This window comes from Telluria sp. ZB2R32 (genome assembly GCF_059685715.1).
This window is the reverse complement of the sequence record NZ_JCASIG010000001.1, coordinates 952,427-970,471: the sequence shown is the minus strand read 5'-3', so window position 1 is coordinate 970,471 and position 18,045 is coordinate 952,427. Positions and strand designations below refer to the sequence as shown.

At 65.1% G+C, this 18,045-nt stretch carries 14 protein-coding genes; 6 read left to right on the top strand and 8 right to left on the bottom strand.

The window, feature by feature from the left end:
• The first annotated feature begins 18 nt into the window (after positions 1-18).
• Together AC56LG_RS04185 and AC56LG_RS04180 are read left to right on the top strand one after the other, a co-directional pair.
• Positions 19-4,152 carry a CheR family methyltransferase gene (locus tag AC56LG_RS04185; protein ID WP_497165019.1) on the top strand — a complete coding sequence of 1,378 codons (4,134 nt, stop codon included), beginning with the start codon at positions 19-21 and terminating at the stop codon, positions 4,150-4,152.
• Positions 4,153-4,225: 73 nt separating this feature from the next.
• Complete coding sequence (locus AC56LG_RS04180) at positions 4,226-5,245, top strand: chemotaxis protein CheB (protein ID WP_497164862.1); 1,020 nt, start codon at positions 4,226-4,228, stop codon at positions 5,243-5,245.
• Positions 5,246-5,263: 18 nt separating this feature from the next.
• Here AC56LG_RS04180 and AC56LG_RS04175 read toward each other — a convergent pair whose 3' ends face one another.
• Positions 5,264-6,289 carry a chemotaxis protein CheB gene (locus tag AC56LG_RS04175; RefSeq protein WP_497164861.1) on the bottom strand — a complete coding sequence of 342 codons (1,026 nt, stop codon included), beginning with the start codon at positions 6,287-6,289 and terminating at the stop codon, positions 5,264-5,266.
• A gap of 93 nt (positions 6,290-6,382) precedes the next feature.
• Positions 6,383-6,988, bottom strand: a complete 606-nt coding sequence (locus AC56LG_RS04170; RefSeq protein WP_497164860.1) for a TMEM175 family protein — start codon at positions 6,986-6,988, stop codon at positions 6,383-6,385.
• A 152-nt stretch (positions 6,989-7,140) separates the two neighbouring features.
• Here AC56LG_RS04170 and AC56LG_RS04165 point away from each other — a divergent pair, with 152 nt between their 5' ends.
• The 3 genes from AC56LG_RS04165 to AC56LG_RS04155 all read left to right on the top strand — a co-directional run bounded on the left by AC56LG_RS04165 (position 7,141) and on the right by AC56LG_RS04155 (position 10,841).
• On the top strand, positions 7,141-8,370 hold the full coding sequence (locus tag AC56LG_RS04165; RefSeq protein ID WP_497164859.1) for a zinc-dependent alcohol dehydrogenase: 1,230 nt from the start codon (positions 7,141-7,143) through the stop codon (positions 8,368-8,370).
• 10 nt (positions 8,371-8,380) lie between these two features.
• Positions 8,381-10,165 carry a thiamine pyrophosphate-requiring protein gene (locus AC56LG_RS04160; protein ID WP_497164858.1) on the top strand — a complete coding sequence of 595 codons (1,785 nt, stop codon included), beginning with the start codon at positions 8,381-8,383 and terminating at the stop codon, positions 10,163-10,165.
• Between the two features lie 163 nt (positions 10,166-10,328).
• Positions 10,329-10,841: a ferritin-like domain-containing protein gene (locus AC56LG_RS04155; protein ID WP_497164857.1), complete on the top strand. Its 513-nt coding sequence runs from the start codon at positions 10,329-10,331 to the stop codon at positions 10,839-10,841.
• Positions 10,842-11,065: 224 nt separating this feature from the next.
• Here the strand turns inward: AC56LG_RS04155 and AC56LG_RS04150 are convergent, their stop codons facing one another.
• The 6 genes from AC56LG_RS04150 to AC56LG_RS04125 form a co-directional block, all read right to left on the bottom strand.
• Positions 11,066-11,485: a hypothetical protein gene (locus tag AC56LG_RS04150; protein ID WP_497164856.1), complete on the bottom strand. Its 420-nt coding sequence runs from the start codon at positions 11,483-11,485 to the stop codon at positions 11,066-11,068.
• Positions 11,486-11,582: 97 nt separating this feature from the next.
• The gene (locus AC56LG_RS04145) at positions 11,583-12,164 is read right to left on the bottom strand and encodes a TMEM175 family protein (RefSeq protein ID WP_497164855.1); all 582 of its coding nucleotides are present in this window, start codon (positions 12,162-12,164) and stop codon (positions 11,583-11,585) included.
• Positions 12,165-12,172: 8 nt separating this feature from the next.
• Positions 12,173-12,856 (bottom strand): YoaK family protein, encoded by a 684-nt coding sequence (locus AC56LG_RS04140; RefSeq protein ID WP_229511154.1) that lies wholly within the window; start codon positions 12,854-12,856, stop codon positions 12,173-12,175.
• 12 nt (positions 12,857-12,868) lie between these two features.
• Entirely contained in the window at positions 12,869-14,749 is a 1,881-nt protein-coding gene (locus tag AC56LG_RS04135; protein ID WP_497164854.1) for an amidohydrolase, read from the bottom strand.
• Positions 14,750-14,837: 88 nt separating this feature from the next.
• Positions 14,838-15,530 carry a hydrolase gene (locus tag AC56LG_RS04130; protein ID WP_497164853.1) on the bottom strand — a complete coding sequence of 231 codons (693 nt, stop codon included), beginning with the start codon at positions 15,528-15,530 and terminating at the stop codon, positions 14,838-14,840.
• Positions 15,531-15,875: 345 nt separating this feature from the next.
• Positions 15,876-16,772 carry a LysR family transcriptional regulator gene (locus AC56LG_RS04125; protein WP_497164852.1) on the bottom strand — a complete coding sequence of 299 codons (897 nt, stop codon included), beginning with the start codon at positions 16,770-16,772 and terminating at the stop codon, positions 15,876-15,878.
• Between the two features lie 99 nt (positions 16,773-16,871).
• Between AC56LG_RS04125 and AC56LG_RS04120 the strand changes: the two genes are divergently transcribed.
• Positions 16,872-18,038 (top strand): mandelate racemase/muconate lactonizing enzyme family protein, encoded by a 1,167-nt coding sequence (locus AC56LG_RS04120; protein WP_497164851.1) that lies wholly within the window; start codon positions 16,872-16,874, stop codon positions 18,036-18,038.
• Positions 18,039-18,045 lie beyond the last annotated feature (7 nt).

Below are 18,045 nucleotides of genomic sequence, written 5' to 3'. Positions count from 1 at the left end.
TCAGCGAACAAGGCCGGTATGCCGGCCGAGCAGGTCACCGCCAGGGGCTCGCTCAACTATCCGATCGTCGGCATCGGCGCTTCCGCCGGCGGGCTGGGGCCCTTGTTGCAGCTGCTCGAGCAGATGCCGGACGCCCCCGGCATGGCCTTCCTGGTCATCCTGCAGCCGGTGCCGGGACATCCGGATTCTCCCGCCGAGATATTGCAGCGCGCCACCCGCATGCCGGTCGTCGAAGTCAATGCGCGCGTGCAGATCGCGCCCGGCCACGTGTATGTGATCGGCGCCAACCAGCAGATGTCGATGATGAACGGCTTGCTGCTGGTCGACGAGCGCGAGCGTCCGCGCGGGCGCCATACCGCCATCGACCTGTTGTTCCGTACCCTGGCCGACGTGCACCGCGAACGGTCGATCGCCATCGTGCTCTCCGGTAGCGGCGCCGACGGCGCGGTCGGCCTGGCGCGGGTCAAGGAGCAGGGCGGGGTGACGCTGGCGCAGTCGCCCGCCGACGCCGGGCACGCGGGCATGCCGGTGGCCGCCATCCTCAGCGGCGCGGTCGATTTCGTGCTGCCCGCGGTCGAGATGCCGCAAAAGCTGATGGACCTGTGGAGCAATGCCCGCGCCATCGAGTTGCCGCCGGCCGGCGACGACGAACAGCCCGTGGCCCAGGTGGCCGACACGATCGATACCTCCGCCGCCGAACGCGCGCTGCAAGAGATCATCGGCAATCTTTTAAAACATACCGGCCACGATTTCCGCCACTACAAGCGCGCCACCGTGCTGCGCCGCATCGAGCGGCGCCTGCAGGTGCGGCGCGTGCCGACCTTGCCCGCCTACCGCGACCTGCTCGCGACCGACGCCACCGAACACAAGGCACTACTGGCCGACATGCTGATCGGCGTGACCAATTTCTTCCGCGACCGCGAAGCCTTCGATGCGCTCAAGCGCGAGATCGTTCCCGAGCTGTTCAGCGACAAGGGGCCGGGCGACGAAATACGCGCCTGGGTCGCGGCCTGCGCCACCGGCGAGGAAGCGTATTCGATCGCGATGCTGCTGGCCGACCACGCGGCCCTGTCGGACCGTCCGCCGGGCTTCCAGGTGTTCGCATCGGATATCGACGAGCGCGCGATCGCCAGCGCGCGCACGGGCGCCTACCCGGCGGCCATCATCGCCGATGTGGGGCCGTCGCGCCTGCGCCAGTATTTCAACAAGGAAGAAAACCGCTACCGGGTCCGCAAGACCCTGCGCGACCACATCCTGTTTGCCGCGCACAACCTGCTGCGCGATCCGCCGTTCTCGCGCCTGGACCTGATTTCCTGCCGCAACCTGCTGATCTACCTGAACCGCGAGGCCCAGCGGCACGTGCTGCAAACCTTTCATTTCGCGCTCAGGCCGGGCGGCTACCTGTTTCTCGGTTCGTCCGAGTCGGCCGAGTCGCTGGCGGAGTATTTTATTCCGGTCGACAAGAAGAACCGCATCTACCGCGCCCGCGGCGGCATCCGTACGTTGCAGTACCCGCCGTCGCACCACGCCCTGGCAGGTCTGCGCCTGGCCGAAACGGCGCGCACCCAGCCGTCCGGCAAACGCCAGGTGTCGTATGCCGACCTGCACCAGCGCGCGCTGGCCCAGTTCGCGCCGCCTTCGGCCATCGTCGACGGCGAGGGAAACATCGTGCACATGTCGGCCCAGGCCGGGCAGTTCCTGCGCATGGGCGCCGGCGAGCCCTCGAACAGCCTGCTGAACCTGGTGCTGCCGGAATTGCGTCTCGAACTGCGCTCGGCGATCTACCAGGCCACGCAGAACGCGGCCAGCGTCGAATGCCGCCCGATCGCGCTGGACGACGAGAAGACGCTCGGCACGGTGGCCATGACGGTGCGCCCATTCCGCGACGAGGATGCCGAGACCGACTTTCTGCTGGTGCTGTTCAACCGCGTCGAGCAGGCGCCGCAGCAAGGTACGCCCCTGCTGCCGAACGGCAGCCAGGACGCGGTGCTGGCCCAGCTCGAAGCCGAACTGCAGCGCAAGCGCGAGCAGCTCCAGGAAACGATCGAGAATGCGGAAATTTCCAACGAAGAATTGCGCGCGTCGAACGAAGAACTGCAAGCCATCAATGAGGAATTGCGCTCGGCCACCGAAGAACTGGAAACCAGCAAGGAAGAGCTGCAATCGGTGAACGAGGAACTCATCACCGTCAATTACGAGCTGAAGGCGAAGGTCGAGGAAACCAGCAAGGCCAACGACGACCTGAACAACCTGATCGCCTCGACCGACATCGCCACCATCTTTGTCGACAGCGGCCTGCGCATCAAGCGCTTCACGCCGCGCGCGGCCGACCTGTTCTCGATCATCCCCTCCGACATCGGCCGCTCGCTGCTCGATCTCACCCACCGCCTCGACTACGACCAGCTGGCCGAGGACGTCGGTTCCACCTTCGACACGCTGCGCCTGGTGGAACGCGAAGTGCGCAGCAGCGACGACCGCTATTACATCGTGCGCCTCTTGCCGTACCGCACCAATGACGACCGCATCGAAGGCGCGGTGATGACCTTCTTCGACATCACCGCGCGGCGCGAAGCCGAGGAGCAGGCGCGCGCCAGCGAAGCGCGCATGCAGATGGTGGCCGAGAGCGCCGACGACTACGCCATCGTCACGCTCGACGACGGCGGGCGCGTAACGAGCTGGAACCGCGGCGCCGAGTATCTGTTCGGCTACAGCGCCGCGGAAATGATTGGCCAGGTCAATGACCGCCTGTTCGTGCCGGAAGACCGCGCCGCCGGCGTGCCCGCCGACGAGCTGCGCCGCGTGCGCAGCGAGGGCCGCGCCGAAGGTGAACGCTGGCACCTGCGCAATGACGGCAGCCGCGTCTTCTGCAGCGGCGTGACCACGCCTCTGCACAACGGCAACGTCCACGGCTACGTAAAAATCGCGCGCGACGCGACCCGGCGCGAACGCCAGGGGCGCGAGCGCGAGCAAGCCTCTAACGAGCGCGAAGCGGCGGTCCGTTCGGATGCGCGCAGCGAGGCTGCCTTGAAGGACGAGTTCATGTCGGTCATGTCGCACGAGCTGCGCCATCCACTGAACATGATCAACATTAACGTCGAGCTGCTGGCGCGCATGCCGGAAATCCGCACCTCGCCGTCCTTCATGCGCGCGGCCGCCATCATCCGCAACGCCGTCATGAGCCAGGCGAAGATCATCGACGACCTGATGGACGTGTCGCGCGTCCGCACCGGCAAGCTGTCGCTGTCGATGGCGCCGGTGGCGCTGGGCGTGGTGGTGGCCGGCATCGTCGAGGTCGAGCGTGCCGATCCGGCCGCGCGCGAAATAACCATCGAGGTGATCGACGAAGCCGGCGGCCTGTACGTGCTGGCCGACGTGGTGCGCGTCGAGCAGGTGGTCATGAACCTGCTCGGCAACGCGGTCAAGTTCACGCCCGCCGGCGGACGCATCGAAGTACGCCTGCGCGGCGAGGACGGGCAGGTGCGGGTCGACGTCTGCGACAGCGGCCAGGGCATCGCGCCCGATTTCCTGCCGCACGTGTTCGGCATGTTCGGCCAGAGCATGGCGGTCACGACCCGCTCCAAGGGCGGGCTCGGCATCGGCCTGGCGCTGGTGCGCGAAATCGTCGCCCTGCAGGGCGGGCGGGTCGAGGCGTATTCGGAAGGCGTGGGCAAGGGCGCGCGCTTCACTTTCTGGCTGCCGCTGCTCGACAGCGCGGCGGCGCTGCGGGGCGGCGGCGTTACCGAGGTCCACGACAGCATGGCCGGCATGCGCATCCTGGTGGTGGACGACATGGAAGAGATGCTGATGACCTTCAAGGCCTTGCTGGAAACGAGCGGGGCCACCGTGTTCGAGGCCACCAGCGCACCGCGCGCCCTGGAGATCGTCGAGCGCGAAACGGTGGACTTGCTGATCTCGGACATCTCGATGCCGCACGTGGATGGCTACGAATTCCTGCGCCGCATCCGCGCCAACCCGAAGCTGGCCGGCCTGCCGGCCATCGCGGTGACCGGCTTGCAGCGCGAGCACGACATCGCCAGCGCGCGCGCCGCCGGTTTCTCGGCCCAGCTCGGCAAACCGGTGTCGATCGACCGCCTGTACGCGATCGTGCACGAACTGCTGCCGCGGCGCCAGAAAGCGCCCGGCGCGGCCTGATGCCGGGGGACTCATGCGTACGCCGGGAAGCGGGAGGTTTTCATATAATCAAGCATGAAAATCGGGAGGTAACATGGACGCGCTTTTGAAAACCGGCCGGCGCAACATCGTCGTGATCGGGGCATCTGCCGGAGGCGTGGACACGTTGCGGGCCCTGTTCGCGGCGCTGCCTGCCGACGCCTCCGTGAGTTATTTCGTGGTACTGCACCTGTCGGCGCAATACGACAGCCAGCTCGACCGCATCCTGCAGGCGACGACGGCGATGCCCGTGACCTTCGCCTCCAACGGCCAGTGCATCATGCCCGATACGGTGTATGTAGCCGGCCCGGACCGCCACCTGATGGTCGAGCGCGAGCGCATCCGCGTCACCCGCGGCCCCAAGGAATCGCGCGCCAGGCCGGCGATCGACGTGCTGTTCCGCTCGGCCGCGCTGGCATTCGGTGCGCGCGTGGTGGGCGTCGTGCTCTCCGGCAGCCTGGACGACGGCACTGCCGGGCTGTGGCAGGTCAAGGACCGCAAGGGCCTGGCCTTCGTCCAGGATCCGGACGAAGCCCCGTACCGTTCGATGCCCGATAGCGCAATCGAACATGTCGATGTGGATTATGTCGGAACGATCGGGGGCCTGGCCGCGCGGATCGCGCTGGCGGTCACCGAGGAGCTGACCTGCCTTCCCGCCGAGCCGCCCGGGCCCGGACTGAAGCTGGAGAATGCGATTGCCCTCGGGGAGAGCGACATGCATGCCAATGTGATGGATTTGGGAAAAGCGTCGAAGTACACCTGCCCCGAATGTGGCGGCGTGCTGGCGCAGATCGAGGAGGGGCGGGTGGTACGGTTCCGCTGCCATACCGGCCATGCGTACTCGTTCAAGGCGCTTCTTGCCGAAGTGAACGGTACAGTCGACGGCAGCTTGTGGGCGACGATCCGCGCCATCGAGGAACGGATCCTCATCCTGCAGCACATGGCCGCCCTGGCCCAGGAGGCCGGCCAGCCAGAGGAGGCGGCGCGGCTGCAGGTCAAGGCCGGGCTGGCCGAAGCGAAGTGCAAGCCGCTGCGCGAACTCGTACTCGACACCGAGTTCTTCGCCGCGGATTGACCGAGCAGGGCAGCCCGCTCAGGGCGTGCCGGGTTTGACGAGCACCGCCGCGGTCGCGATCACGTCGCGCAATGACTGCGAATGGGCCTTGGCCTGCGCGGCCTTGGCCTGGTAATCGGCGGCGGACGCGTGCTGGCCCGCCTCGAGCGCCTTTTCGCGCATCTTGTCGAACAGCCGCTCCTGCTCGTGGAGCGCGCGGATGGCTCCCCACAGCGCATCTTCGACGGCGTCGGTTTGCAGCGCTTCGAGCACGCTGGCCGTAAACGCATGGCCGGTATGGCAGCGGTAGCGCACCAGGCCGCCGATATCCATCTCCCACAGCGCACCATTGCATTCCGGACAGGTGAGCGCCGATTTCCTGCCAAGTTGCTCCAGATCTTCCATATCGCTACCCTTGCCAGTAAACCGGTTTTCGATATCGATCCAGTCCGGGGCGCTGGGCGTGGAATTCCCTTGCTGCACGCCCCCCTGCTGCGTGGTATCCACCAGTTCGACCAGTGCCTGCGCGATCGCGCCAGTGCCGAGCGTGCGGTCGACATCGACGTGCCTGAGCGCGCTGACGGGCATGTCCGGCGCCTCGGCGTCGGCCGGGTCCTGCACGATGGCGATCCCGCCGCGCGCCTTGACCGCCTGCAAGCCGACGGTGCCGTCGTCCAGGTAGCCGGTCAGGATGACGCCGATCGTGTCGGCGCCGAAGGCGGCCGCCGCGGACCGAAACAGCGGATCGATCGCGGGCCGGCAATGGTTTTCCTTCGGCCCGTGCACCAGGCGCGCATAGCTGCGCATACCGTCGCTGACGACGGTCAGGTGTTCGTCGGACGGCGCCAGCAGCACCCGTCCCGGCAGGATCGGCTCGCCGTCGATGGCATGCCGCACCGGCAGCGTCGAACTGCGCCCCAGGATTTCGGGCAGCACACTGCTGTGCGCGCCGATGTGAGTGACAATCAATATTGCTGCGGGAAAGTCCTTCGGCAAGTCTGCCAGGATGACCTTCAGCGCGTTGAGCGCGCCAAACGATCCGCCGATCACGACGATCTTGGGCATGGGAGACTCGCAAGGGGAACAATACCAGCAAGCTAGCGCGAAACGGCAAAGGGTGGCGCGGGGAGGGCATCGTGGCGAACGCGCGTGGGGACGCTAGGTCTCCCTGGATGCTTCCTCTTGCGCCTCTTCAACCACTTTCTCTTCGATACGCCGATCCGGAATCAGCCACATCACCGCCACGCCTACATACACCAGGAAACCCAGCCAGGCCGCGAACCAGGCCAGCACGATACCAAGCACATACAGTACGAGCGAGATCTTGCCCTTGCGGTCTTCGCCGACCGCTTCCGCCAGGGTCGTATTCTTGTCGCGGTGGGCAATCAGCCGGCGCACCAGCAGCGAATACGCCGCCGCGCTCATGAACAGCACGATGCCGTAGGCGACGGTTGGCCCCGTCTCGAAATGGTTTTCACCCATCCAGGCGGTAACAAAGGGAATCAGCGACAGCCAGAACAGCAGATGCAGGTTGGCCCAGAGCACGCCGCCGCCCACTTCCTCCACCGCATGGAAGAGATGATGGTGGTTGTTCCAGTAGATGCCGATGTAGATGAAGCTGAGCACGTAGCTCATGAAGACCGGCCACAGCGGCAGCAAGGTGTGAAAATCGGCCGTATGCGGCACCTTCAGTTCCAGCACCATGATCGTGATGAGGATGGCGATGACGCCGTCGCTGAAGGCTTCCAACCGGTTCTTGCCCATGCCGGACTCCTTTGGATGAATGACCAAGTATGACGGCGGCCGCTCTCAATTACCAAAGGAAACGTGCGGCTCGACCACAAATCACAATGCTAAGCTGGCTTTCCATGCCTGCCGCAGCGCCGGCCTGCCCAATAACCAGCGAAAGGACCACGATGAAAGCCGTCGTATTCCACGACATCGGGGACATCCGCCTCGATGACGTCCCCGAACCGAAGATCGAACAGCCCCTCGATGCCATCGTCCGCATCACTACCAGCGCCATCTGCGGCACCGACCTGCACTTCGTGCGCGGTACCTTCAGCGGCATGAAGCAGGGGACCATCCTCGGCCACGAGGCAGTCGGCATCGTCGAAGAAATCGGCAGCAACGTGCGCAACCTGTCCGTCGGCGACCGCGTGGTGATCCCGTCGACCATCGCCTGCGGCTATTGTTCCTACTGCCGCGCCGGCTACTACGCCCAGTGCGACAACGCCAACCCGGGCGGCCCGACCGCCGGTACCGCCTTCTTCGGCGGCCCGGAAGCGGCCGGTGGTTTCAATGGGCTGCAGGCGGAAAAGGCGCGCATTCCCTTCGCCAACGTCAACCTGGTCAAGCTGCCCGACGAAGTCACCGACGACCAGGCGATCCTGATTTCCGATATTTTCCCGACCGGTTATTTTGGCGCGGACATGGCGAACATCAAGCACGGCCATACAGTGGCCGTGTTCGGCTGCGGCCCGGTCGGCCAGTTCGCGATCGCTTCCGCCAAGCTGATGGGCGCCGGGCGCGTGCTCGCCGTCGACCACTTGCCGGACCGCCTCGCCATGGCGCGCCGCCAGGGCGCCGAGGTCATCAACTTCGACGAGGAAGACCCGGTCAAGACGATCATGGCATTGACGGGCGGCGTCGGCGTGGATTGCGCGATCGATGCGGTCGGCGTCGATGCGCAGTGTCCGCACCATGGCCCCGCGGCGCAAGAGGCGGCCGAGAAAAAGGAACAATTCCAGCAGGAAGTCGAGAAGATCGCCCCGGTGCAGCATCCCGACGGCGACAACTGGGTGCCGGGCGATGCCCCGTCCCAGGCGCTGCAGTGGGCGGTGCAGGCGCTGGCCAAGGCCGGCACGCTGTCGATCATCGGCGTCTATCCACCGGCCGACGACAGCTTCCCGATCGGCGCCGCGATGAACAAGAACCTGACCATCCGCATGGGTAACTGCAATCACCGCAAGTACGTGCCCGACCTGGTCGAACTGGTGCGCACCGGCGCCATCGACCCGACCGCGATCATCACCAAGCGCGAAGGCATGGATTCGGTAATCGACGCCTACAAGGAATTCGACCTGCGCCGCCCCGGCTGGCTGAAGGTCGAACTGATCGAATCGCGCGACGGCCGCGTCGACTGAGGAGATCATCATGGCGGAACAAGAAGACAAGCAAACGGTCGGCGAATTCATGCTCGAGCGCCTCGGCGCATGGGGCGTGAAGCGCATCTTCGGCTATCCGGGCGATGCCATCAACGGCATCCTGGCGGCGCTGCACAAGCAGGACGAGATTGCCTTCGTGCAGGCGCGCCATGAAGAGATGGCCGCCTTCATGGCTTGCGCCCACGCCAAGTTCACCGGCGAGGTCGGGGTTTGCCTGGCGACCTCCGGCCCCGGCGCCATCCACCTGCTCAACGGCTTATATGACGCCAGGCTCGACCACCAGCCGGTGGTCGCCATCGTCGGCCAGCAAAAGCGCGCCTCGCTCGGCGGCGACTACCAGCAGGAAGTCGACCTGGTCTCGCTGTTCAAGGACGTGGCCGGCGCCTACGTGCAGATGGCCAGCAGCCCGGAACAGATTCGCCACCTGATCGACCGCGCTTTCCACATCGCCAGGACCGAACGCCGCCCCACCTGCGTGATCGTGCCGAGCGACCTGCAGACGCTGGACGCGGTCCCGGTGCCGCCGCGCGAGCACGGCAGCGTGATGTCGGGCATGGGCATGGTCGGACGCAGCCTGGTGCCGCAGCCGGATGCGCTGCAGGCCGCGGCCGACATCCTGAATGCCGGCGGCAAGGTCGCGATCCTGGCCGGCGCCGGCGCCCACGGCGCGGCCGACGAGCTGATACAGGTGGCCGAGCTGCTCGGCGCCGGTGTCGCCAAGGCCCTCTTGGGCAAGATGGTGCTGCCGGACGACCTGCCTTTCGTCACCGGTTCGATCGGCGTGATCGGCACCCAGGCCACTTTCCAGATGATGAACGAGTGCGACACGCTGCTGATGGTCGGCTCCAGTTTTCCGTACTCGGAATTCCTGCCGCCGGAAGGCCAGGCGCGCGGCGTGCAGATCGACATCGACGGCAAGATGGTGAGTTTGCGCTACCCGATGGAATGCAGCCTGGTGGGCGACAGCAAGGCGACCTTGCAGGCCCTGATCCCGCTCCTGAAGCGCAAGGAGGAGCGCAGCTGGCGCGACCGGATCGAAACGGCCGTCAAGGAAAGCTGGGCCCTGCTCGAACGCAAGGCCATGAACCCGGAAGCGCCGCCGGTCAATCCGCAGCGCGTGTTCTGGGAATTGTCCGAGCGCCTGCCCGACGACGCGGTGTTGACCGTCGACTCCGGCTCGGTGGCTTCCTGGTACGCGCTCGACATCAAGGCCAAGCCCGGCATGATGGGCTCCCTGTCCGGCGGCCTGGCCACCATGGGCTCGGCCGTGCCCTATGCCTACGCCGCCAAGCTGGCCCATCCGGGCCGCCTGGTGGTGGCGCTGGCCGGCGACGGCGCCATGCAGATGAACGGCATGAACGGCCTGATCACCATGGCGCGCGACTACAAGAGCTGGGCCGACCCGCGCATCGTCGTCATCGTGCTGAACAACCGCGACCTCAGTTTCGTGAGCTGGGAACAGCGCGGCATGGCCGGCGAACCGAAGGTCGACGAATCGCAGCCGCTGCCCGATGTCGCCTACGCCGACTACGCCAAGCTGCTGGGCCTCGACGGCATGCGCGTCGAACAGCCCGACCAGATCGCCGCCGCGCTTGACGCCGCCCTGCGCGCCGACCGCCCGTTCGTGATCGACGTCATGAGCGACCCGAACATGCCGCCGCTGCCGCCGCACATCACGCGCTCGCAGGCGGAGCAGTATTTCAAGGCGATCGAGGCGGGCGATTCGGATGCGGAGGCGGTGCGCAGGGCGCTGGAGGTGCAGGGCGGGGAGTGATGCGGCGCTGATGCTCCGTACCCCAATGTGGCCTGAATGTGCATGACTTAACAAACACCACCGAACTATTCTGCGAAAGTCAGAAAAGTGGCGAACGCAGCCGGCATCCGGCACGGACACCGGCTGCGGCGCCAATCCCAACCTACGATTGACGGAGAAGATCATGGCGACAACAGCAAACGAACACCTGAACGACTGGCTGCGCGACGCGCATGCAATGGAACAGCAGGCCGAAACGATGCTCACGGCCCAGGCCGAGCGTCTCGAGCACTATCCCGAACTGCGCGCACGCATCGTGCAGCACATCGAAGAAACCCGTGGCCAGCAGAGCATCCTGAATGGCATCCTGACGCGCCGCGGCATCGAGAATTCGGTGCTCAAGGACCTGGGCGGCAAGCTCGCTGCCTTTGGCCAGGGCGTAGGCGGCATGATGACCAGCGACGAAGTGGTCAAGGGCGCGATGGCCGGTTACGTGTTCGAGAACCTTGAAATCGCGAGCTATACGTCGCTGATCGGCGCGGCCAAGGCCGTGGGCGACACCGCGACCGCAACGGCCTGCGAACAGATCCTGGTGCAAGAAAAGGCGATGGCTGCCTGGCTGCTGGAGCACCTGCCGCAGATCACGGCGGCATTCCTGGTGCGTTCGGAGACGCCTGGACTCGATGCCAAGGTCTGATCGGACCTGCATCCGGGACATGGCCCTGCGGGGCCATTTTTTTTGTCAGGCAGCGTCAGCAAAACTGGCCGGCCAAAAAAAATGCCCGCTGGAGGGCGGGCAATAATCTATTTTCTTGGAGGAAAGTAGAGGAGACAGAAGCATGATGCCGCAACGCATCATATAAATCCAATCGCATTTTATGATGTCGGATATTTGCGAAATGCATGTCTTTAAGAATAGCGTCATTCGGCGAGTTGCAGCCCGTTCTCCTCGCACCACTGCTGCAACGCGTTCCGTGTGGCTTCCTCGTGAAAGCGCTCCCATGCTTCGCCCGCGCCGCGCTCTTCCAGCAGCCGGGCGAAGCCTTCGGTGTTACGGTCGCGGAACAGGTCGCGCACCGTGTCCTGGTCGCCAGCCATGTGGGTCGCGGCAAAGCGCAGGATGAGTCCGTCGCCGATGCCGAGCGTACCTGCGGGCGGCACGGGCACATAGTCCCCGTTGCTGCCGGATGCCGCCGGCACCGGGGCCTCCTCGTCGACGTACTCGTCGTTCAAGAAATGGAGCATGCCTGTTTCTCGCGACACCATGGCGGTAACCGTGCCGCCGCCATCCTCGACCATCATGGTCGCCCCTTCGAGTTCATCCAGTTTGACGATTGACATGGCGGATCCTGTGCGAGTAGTCGGAGACAAGCAGTATGGAACGCCTGCGCGCGTCGGGTGCGCACGGTTGGCGGCACTGCCGGGCAGTGGCACCCGATCAGGGTCCGGGAAAGTCGCGCGCCTTGTCCGCTTCCGGCATCAGCCAGAGCAGCGCCAGCACTACCTGGGCTGCGGCGCCCAGCGGCGCATACCAGAGCGACAGCCAGATCGCCAGCGCGTACAGCCCGATCGAGACGCGGTTCTTGCGGCTGCCCCAGGACACCGCGTGCGCCGCATGGCCCTCGCATTCCAGGCGCCACGACAGCAGCATGAACGAGATCGAACACAGCAGCAGCACCACGCCGTACAGCGCACCCGGCACCGAATCGAGCGGATGTTCGCCGGCCCAGGCGGTCACGTAGGGAATCAGCGACATCCAGAACAGCAGGTGCAGGTTGGCCCACAACACCGCACCGTCGACCTTCGCCACCCGTGCCAGCAGCGCATGGTGGTTGACCCAGTAGATTCCAACATAGACGAAGCTGAGCGCATATCTGAACCAGCCGGGCAGCACGCCGGCCAGGTCGGCGACCTGCGTCCCGTGCGGCGGCTTCAGTTCCAGCACCATGATCGTGATGATGATTGCGATGACGCCGTCGCTGAAGGCTTCGAGCCGGCTCTTGCCCATGATTGTGTTCACTTCGGTGTTCACTTCGCCGCCTCCGGTTCGGACAGCCACAGGTGCCAGACCAGGATCGCATTCGGCACCGCCAGGGCGACGAAGCCAAAGGCGCGGTAGGCAAAGGCGGCCGCCGCGCAGCCGAGGGCAAAGGCGAGCACCGGCCAGAAGAACTTGGCGCAGCGCGCGCGGGTGGCGGCGTCGGCGGCGCCGCGCAGGCGGTCGACGGTGTCGATCACGAGCTGGGTCACGTTCCCGGTCATCATCGAGGTCGGCGCCAGGTTGGTCAGCAGCAGCTTGCTGGCGGCGCTGTGCGCACCCATGGCGGCGGCGCCCAGGAGACCGGCGGTAAAAGCGAGCGGTCCGACGTTGCGGCCGACCGGTTCACCGAGCATGCCGAACACCATGAAGCCGAGCAGCAGCACCAGTTGCAGCAGGTAGACCGGCTTTGTCGCCGGCGCGCCGCGCCGCTCGCAGCCGGCCACCAGCAGCCGCGCTGCCGCCACGCCCAGGATAAAGGCGGGGAAGGCAAGCAGTTTCAACAGGGACGGCGTCTGCGCCGGATCGGCCAGCGCCGCCGCGATCAGCACGAAGTTGCCGGTGACGTGGGCCGTGAACAGGCCAAACAGGGCAATGAAGCCGAGGGTGTCGACATAGCCGGCCATGAAGCCCATGCCCACGCCTTGCAGGCGTTGGAATTGTGGAGTCGTCATCTGCGTCCCCGGTCAGAAGGCGAAGCAGCTGCAGCCGAGGGCGCCCCAGAAGCCGCCATGGTTCGATACCGGCACCGTCGATTTACGGGCGCGGTCGTGGCTGTGGGCGTGTACGCCGCACGGACCGCTGCATTGATGGGGCAGGGCGATTGCAGGTTGTGCGTTGTGTTGTAACCCGGCACGGCGCCAGTGCCCCGGCACCTTGCTGACCGGCGACCATTCCGGCAGCACCGGAATCGGCGGCGGCCCCAGGTTGGTAAATTCGGCGGCGCCGTAGACCACGTTCCCGCCGACCACCGTCAGCACCGATTCGATCGATTTGATGGCTTCTTCGTCGACCGTAAAGAAATCCTGCGACAGCACCGCGAGGTCGGCCAGCATGCCTTCCTCGATCCTGCCCTTGCGGCCCCCCTCGTTCGAGAACCAGGCGCTGCCCGACGTCCACAGTTCCAGCGCGGTGGTGCGCGGCAGCAGGCCGTTGTCGCCGTACAGCGCCAGGCCGCCGACGGTGCGTCCCGTCACCAGCCAGTACAGCGCGGTCCACGGGTTGTAACTGGCCACGCGGGTGGCGTCGGTACCCGCGCCGACCGGCACGCCGCTTTCCAGCATCCGTTTTACGGGAGGCGTGGCGCTGGCGGCCCCCTTGCCGTAGCGGTCGACGAAATACTCTCCCTGGAAGGCCATGCGGTGCTGGATGGCGATGCCGCCGCCCAGCGCTTTGACCCGCTCGATATTGCGCTCGCTGATGGTCTCGCAATGGTCGAACATCCAGTGCAGGCCATGGAAGGGAATGTCGCGGTTGACCTTTTCGAAGACGTCGAGCATGCGCGTGATCGATTCGTCGTAGGTGGCGTGCAGGCGGAACGGCCAGCGGTTTTCCACCAGGTGGCGCACGACTTTTTCCAGTTCGTCTTCCATGCCGGCCGAAAGTATCGGGCGCGGTTCGAGGAAGTCTTCGAAGTCGGCCGCCGAGAACACCAGCATCTCGCCGGCGCCGTTGTGGCGGTAGTAATCGCTGCCTTCGCCCGGTTTCACCATGCCGGTCCAGCGCTGGAAGTCTTCCAGTTCCTGGCCCTTGTTCTGGGTGAACAGGTTGTAGGCGACGCGGATGGTCAGCTGTTTGTTGCGGTCGAGTTCTTCGATGACGGCGTAGTCGTCCGGGTAGTTCTGGAAACCGCCGCCGGCGTCGATCGCGCTGGTCAGCCCCAGGCGGTTCAGTTCGCGCATGAACTGGCGGGTCGAGTTGACTTGTAAATCGTAGGGCAGCGTCGGGCCCTTGGCCAGGGTGGCGTACAGGATCATCGCATTCGGACGGGCGATCAGCATGCCGGTCGGGTTGCCGGCGCCGTCGCGCTGGATTTCGCCGCCGGGCGGGTTTGGCGTGTCCTTGGTGTAGCCGACGGCGCGCAGGGCGGCGCGGTTGAGGAGGGCGCGGTCGTACAGGTGCAGGATGAAGACCGGCGTGTCGGGCGCGGCGGCGTTGATCTCTTCCAGCGTCGGCATGCGCTTCTCCGCGAACTGGAATTCGTTCCAGCCGCCGACCACGCGCACCCATTGCGGGTGCGGGGTGCGGTCGGCCTGGTCTTTCAGCATGCGCAGGGCGTCGGCCAGCGAAGGGACGCCTTCCCAGCGCAGCTCCAGGTTGTAGTTCAAGCCGCCGCGGATCAGGTGGATGTGCGAATCGTTCAGGCCGGGAATCACGGTGCGGCCGTTCAGGTCGATGACCTCGGTCGCGGCATCGCGGTGGCGCATCACGTGCTCGACGTCGCCGACGGCGAGGAAACGGCCATCGCGGATGGCGACGGCGCCCGCCTGCGGCTGTGCGCGGTCGAGGGTGGCGAAGTTGCCGTTGGTGAGGATGAGTGTCGCGCTCGCGTTGACCTGTGCCTGCATGGTGTGCTCCCTTGGTTATTCTGGTTCGCCTGGTGATCCGGCCTTGATAGTGGGTAGTCCGCCGATGTGGCGGACCGGGATGGCTCTGTTAGCGAACCGGTGCCGCGACGGGCGCCAGCACTTCGTTCTGCCCTTGGTTGCGCGCCGCCGCCTTGTGCACCATGGTGTAGGCGTAGTCGACACCCATGCCATAGGCGCCCGAGTGCTCGGTGACGATCTTCATGACGGCATCGTAGGTCTCGCGGTTTTTCCAGTCGCGCTGCCATTCCAGCAGCACCTGCTGCCAGGTCACCGGCACCACGCCGGCCTGCACCATGCGCTGCATGGCGAAATCGTGGGCATCCTTCGAGGTGCCGCCGGACGCATCGGCCACCATGTAGATCTCGTACTCGCCTTCGAGCATGGCGCACAGGGCGAAGGTGGTGTTGCACACTTCCGTCCACAGGCCGGCGACGATGATCTTCTTGCGGCCGTTGGCGGCGAGGGCGTCGCGCACTTTCTGGTCATCCCAGGAATTCATCGAGGTGCGCTCGAGGATCGGGTGGTCGGGGAACACGTCCAGGATTTCCGGGTAGGTTTTACCGGAGAAGGAATCGGTTTCGACGGTGGTGATGATGGTCGGGATAGCGAAGGCCTTGGCTGCCTTGGCCAGGCCGACCACGTTGTTCTTGAGGGTCTGGCGGTCGATCGACTGCACGCCGAAGGCCATTTGCGGCTGGTGGTCGATGATGATCAGCTGCGAGTTATGTGGGGTCAGCACTTCGAGTTTGGCGTTGTTCATGGTGTTCTCCTCAAGTTAAGCCGCATCAGTCGCGGCGATTGGACATCGGTTCAGTTCGGATCATCGAATGCGTCGAAGGTTCATTGTTGACTTCGCTGCGCGGCTGCCTAGGTTATTTCGATGTGATGGAGCCATTATGCGTGGCTGGTTTCGATACGAAAAACGGAATATTTGCGGATATATAATCGAAATTTTCGAATATATATTCTTGGCGCGTAAGGCTGGGGTCAGGTCTGACATTCGGACACGGCCTCTGCCGATGCTCGAGCTCCTGGCCAGCCGGAGGAAAGAGGGGGGAGGGGTTATGGCTGAGCTCGTGTCTAAATGTCAGACCTGACCCCAGCCTTATTTTCTCTGGAAGTGCTCGACGAGAAAATCGATGAAGGCGCGCGCGCGAATGGTCTGGTTGCGCCGGCTAGGGTAGTAGACGAACAGGTCGGCGGCCGGCAGGGTGAATTCGGGCAGCACGATGCGCAGGCGGCCGCTGTCGAGGTAGCGGGCCAGGTCCCATTCCGAGCGGATCAGGATGCCGTGGCCGTCCAGTGCCCAGCCCAGCACGATGTCGCCATCGTTACTCGACAACATGCCGTGTACCTTGACCACTTCCGTGTGCTCCTGGTGCATGAAGCGCCAGATGCCGTAGGCGTCGTCGTTCTGGCGGTGGATGATGCAGCGGTGCCGGGCCAGGTCGGTGAGATTGGCCGGCGCGCCATGGCGCTCGAGGTAGGCCGGCGAGGCGCACAGGAAGCGCCGGTTCGACAGGATGCGGCGCGCGTTCAGGCGTTGATCGGGCAGTTCGCCGAAGCGGATCGCCAGGTCGAAGCCGCTTTCGACCAGGTCGATGGGGCGGTCGGTCACTTCCATCTGCAGTTCCACCTCCGGATAGCGCGCGGCGAAGCTGGACACCAGCGGGGCGATCGTCGTGCGCCCGAAACCGAGGGTCGCGTTCACTCGCAACAGGCCGCGCGGGGTGGCGCGTCCTTGCGTCACTACGTCTTCCATCTCCCGGATTTCGGCCAGGATGCGCGTCGCATGGTCGAGATAGGTGGCGCCCTCGCTGGTCAGGCTGAGGCTGCGCGTGGTGCGGTTCACCAGGCGTACACCGAGCCGGGCTTCGAGTGCGGCCAGCCGTTTGGTGGCGGCCGGCGGGGTCAGGTCGAGGGCGCGCGCAGCCGCCGCCAGGCTGCCATGCTGAGCCACCAGCACGAAGAACTGCATATCAGACGCGGTTTCATTCTTCATTTGAATTCAATTCACTATTGAACTGGAGTGAATTATAGGATCGCCGCCGCAGCTTACTCTATCGCTATTCCGATACCCGCAGACTTACAGGAGACTTCCATGAAGATCGTAGAAATCCGTGAACAAACCCTTCCGATCAGCTCGCCGATCCGCAATGCCTACATCGACTTCAGCAAGATGACCCTGAGCCTGGTGGCGGTCGTCACCGACGTGATCCGCGACGGCAAGCCGGTGATCGGCTACGGCTTCAATTCGAATGGCCGCTACGGCCAGGGCAAGCTGATGCGCGAACGTTTTATTCCGCGTATCCTGGAAGCCGACCCGGATGCGCTGATCGACGCCGCCGGCACCAACCTCGACCCGCATAAAATCTGGAACTGCATGTTCACCAACGAAAAGCCGGGCGGCCATGGCGAACGTTCGGTGGCGATCGGCACCATCGACATGGCGGTGTGGGATGCGGTGGCGAAGATCGAAGGCAAACCGCTGTTCCAGCTGCTGGCCGACCGTTACGGCAACGGCCAGCCCGAGCGCAAGGTGTTCGTGTATGCCGCCGGCGGTTACTACTATCCGGGCCAGGACCACGGCAAGCTCAAGGACGAGATGCGCAGCTATATCGACCGCGGCTACACGGTGGTGAAAAAGAAGATCGGCGGCGCCTCGCTCGACGAAGACCTGCGCCGCATCGACAGCATCCTGTCGGTGCTGCAGGATGGCCAGAAGCTGGCGGTCGACGCCAACGGCCGCTTCGACCTCGACACGGCGGTCCAGTATGCAAAAGCGCTGTCGCAATACGACCTGTTCTGGTACGAGGAGCCGGGCGACCCGCTCGACTTCGAACTGCAGGCCACGCTGCGCAATTACTATAAAAACCCGATGGCGACCGGCGAAGACCTGTTCTCGATGCAGGATGCGCGCAACCTGATCCGCTACGGCGGCATGCGCGCCGACCGCGACTGGCTGCAGTTCGACTGCGCGCTGTCGTACGGCCTGGTCGAATACCTGCGCACGCTCGACATGCTGCGCGAGCACGGCTGGTCGCCCGCACGCTGCATCCCGCACGGCGGCCACCAGATGTCGCTGAATATCGCGGCCGGACTGGGGCTGGGCGGCAACGAGTCGTATCCGGACCTGTTCCAGCCGTTCGGCGGCTTCCCTGATGGGGTAAAAGTTGATCACGGTTACATCACGATGCCGGATTTGCCGGGCATCGGGTTCGAAGGCAAGGCCGACCTGTTTGCGGAGATGCAGAAACTGTCGGCTTGACGGTAAT

What these genes read in the sequence shown, in the direction of transcription:
- AC56LG_RS04185 (WP_497165019.1), top strand. Translation starts at nt 19, where the DNA reads ATGCCGGCCGAGCAGGTCACCGCCAGGGGCTCGCTCAACTATCCGATC.
- AC56LG_RS04180 (WP_497164862.1), top strand. Translation starts at nt 4,226, where the DNA reads ATGGACGCGCTTTTGAAAACCGGCCGGCGCAACATCGTCGTGATCGGG.
- AC56LG_RS04175 (WP_497164861.1), bottom strand. Translation starts at nt 6,289, where the DNA reads ATGCCCAAGATCGTCGTGATCGGCGGATCGTTTGGCGCGCTCAACGCG.
- AC56LG_RS04170 (WP_497164860.1), bottom strand. Translation starts at nt 6,988, where the DNA reads ATGGGCAAGAACCGGTTGGAAGCCTTCAGCGACGGCGTCATCGCCATC.
- AC56LG_RS04165 (WP_497164859.1), top strand. Translation starts at nt 7,141, where the DNA reads ATGAAAGCCGTCGTATTCCACGACATCGGGGACATCCGCCTCGATGAC.
- AC56LG_RS04160 (WP_497164858.1), top strand. Translation starts at nt 8,381, where the DNA reads ATGGCGGAACAAGAAGACAAGCAAACGGTCGGCGAATTCATGCTCGAG.
- AC56LG_RS04155 (WP_497164857.1), top strand. Translation starts at nt 10,329, where the DNA reads ATGGCGACAACAGCAAACGAACACCTGAACGACTGGCTGCGCGACGCG.
- AC56LG_RS04150 (WP_497164856.1), bottom strand. Translation starts at nt 11,485, where the DNA reads ATGTCAATCGTCAAACTGGATGAACTCGAAGGGGCGACCATGATGGTC.
- AC56LG_RS04140 (WP_229511154.1), bottom strand. Translation starts at nt 12,856, where the DNA reads ATGACGACTCCACAATTCCAACGCCTGCAAGGCGTGGGCATGGGCTTC.
- AC56LG_RS04135 (WP_497164854.1), bottom strand. Translation starts at nt 14,749, where the DNA reads ATGCAGGCACAGGTCAACGCGAGCGCGACACTCATCCTCACCAACGGC.
- AC56LG_RS04130 (WP_497164853.1), bottom strand. Translation starts at nt 15,530, where the DNA reads ATGAACAACGCCAAACTCGAAGTGCTGACCCCACATAACTCGCAGCTG.
- AC56LG_RS04125 (WP_497164852.1), bottom strand. Translation starts at nt 16,772, where the DNA reads ATGAAGAATGAAACCGCGTCTGATATGCAGTTCTTCGTGCTGGTGGCT.
- AC56LG_RS04120 (WP_497164851.1), top strand. Translation starts at nt 16,872, where the DNA reads ATGAAGATCGTAGAAATCCGTGAACAAACCCTTCCGATCAGCTCGCCG.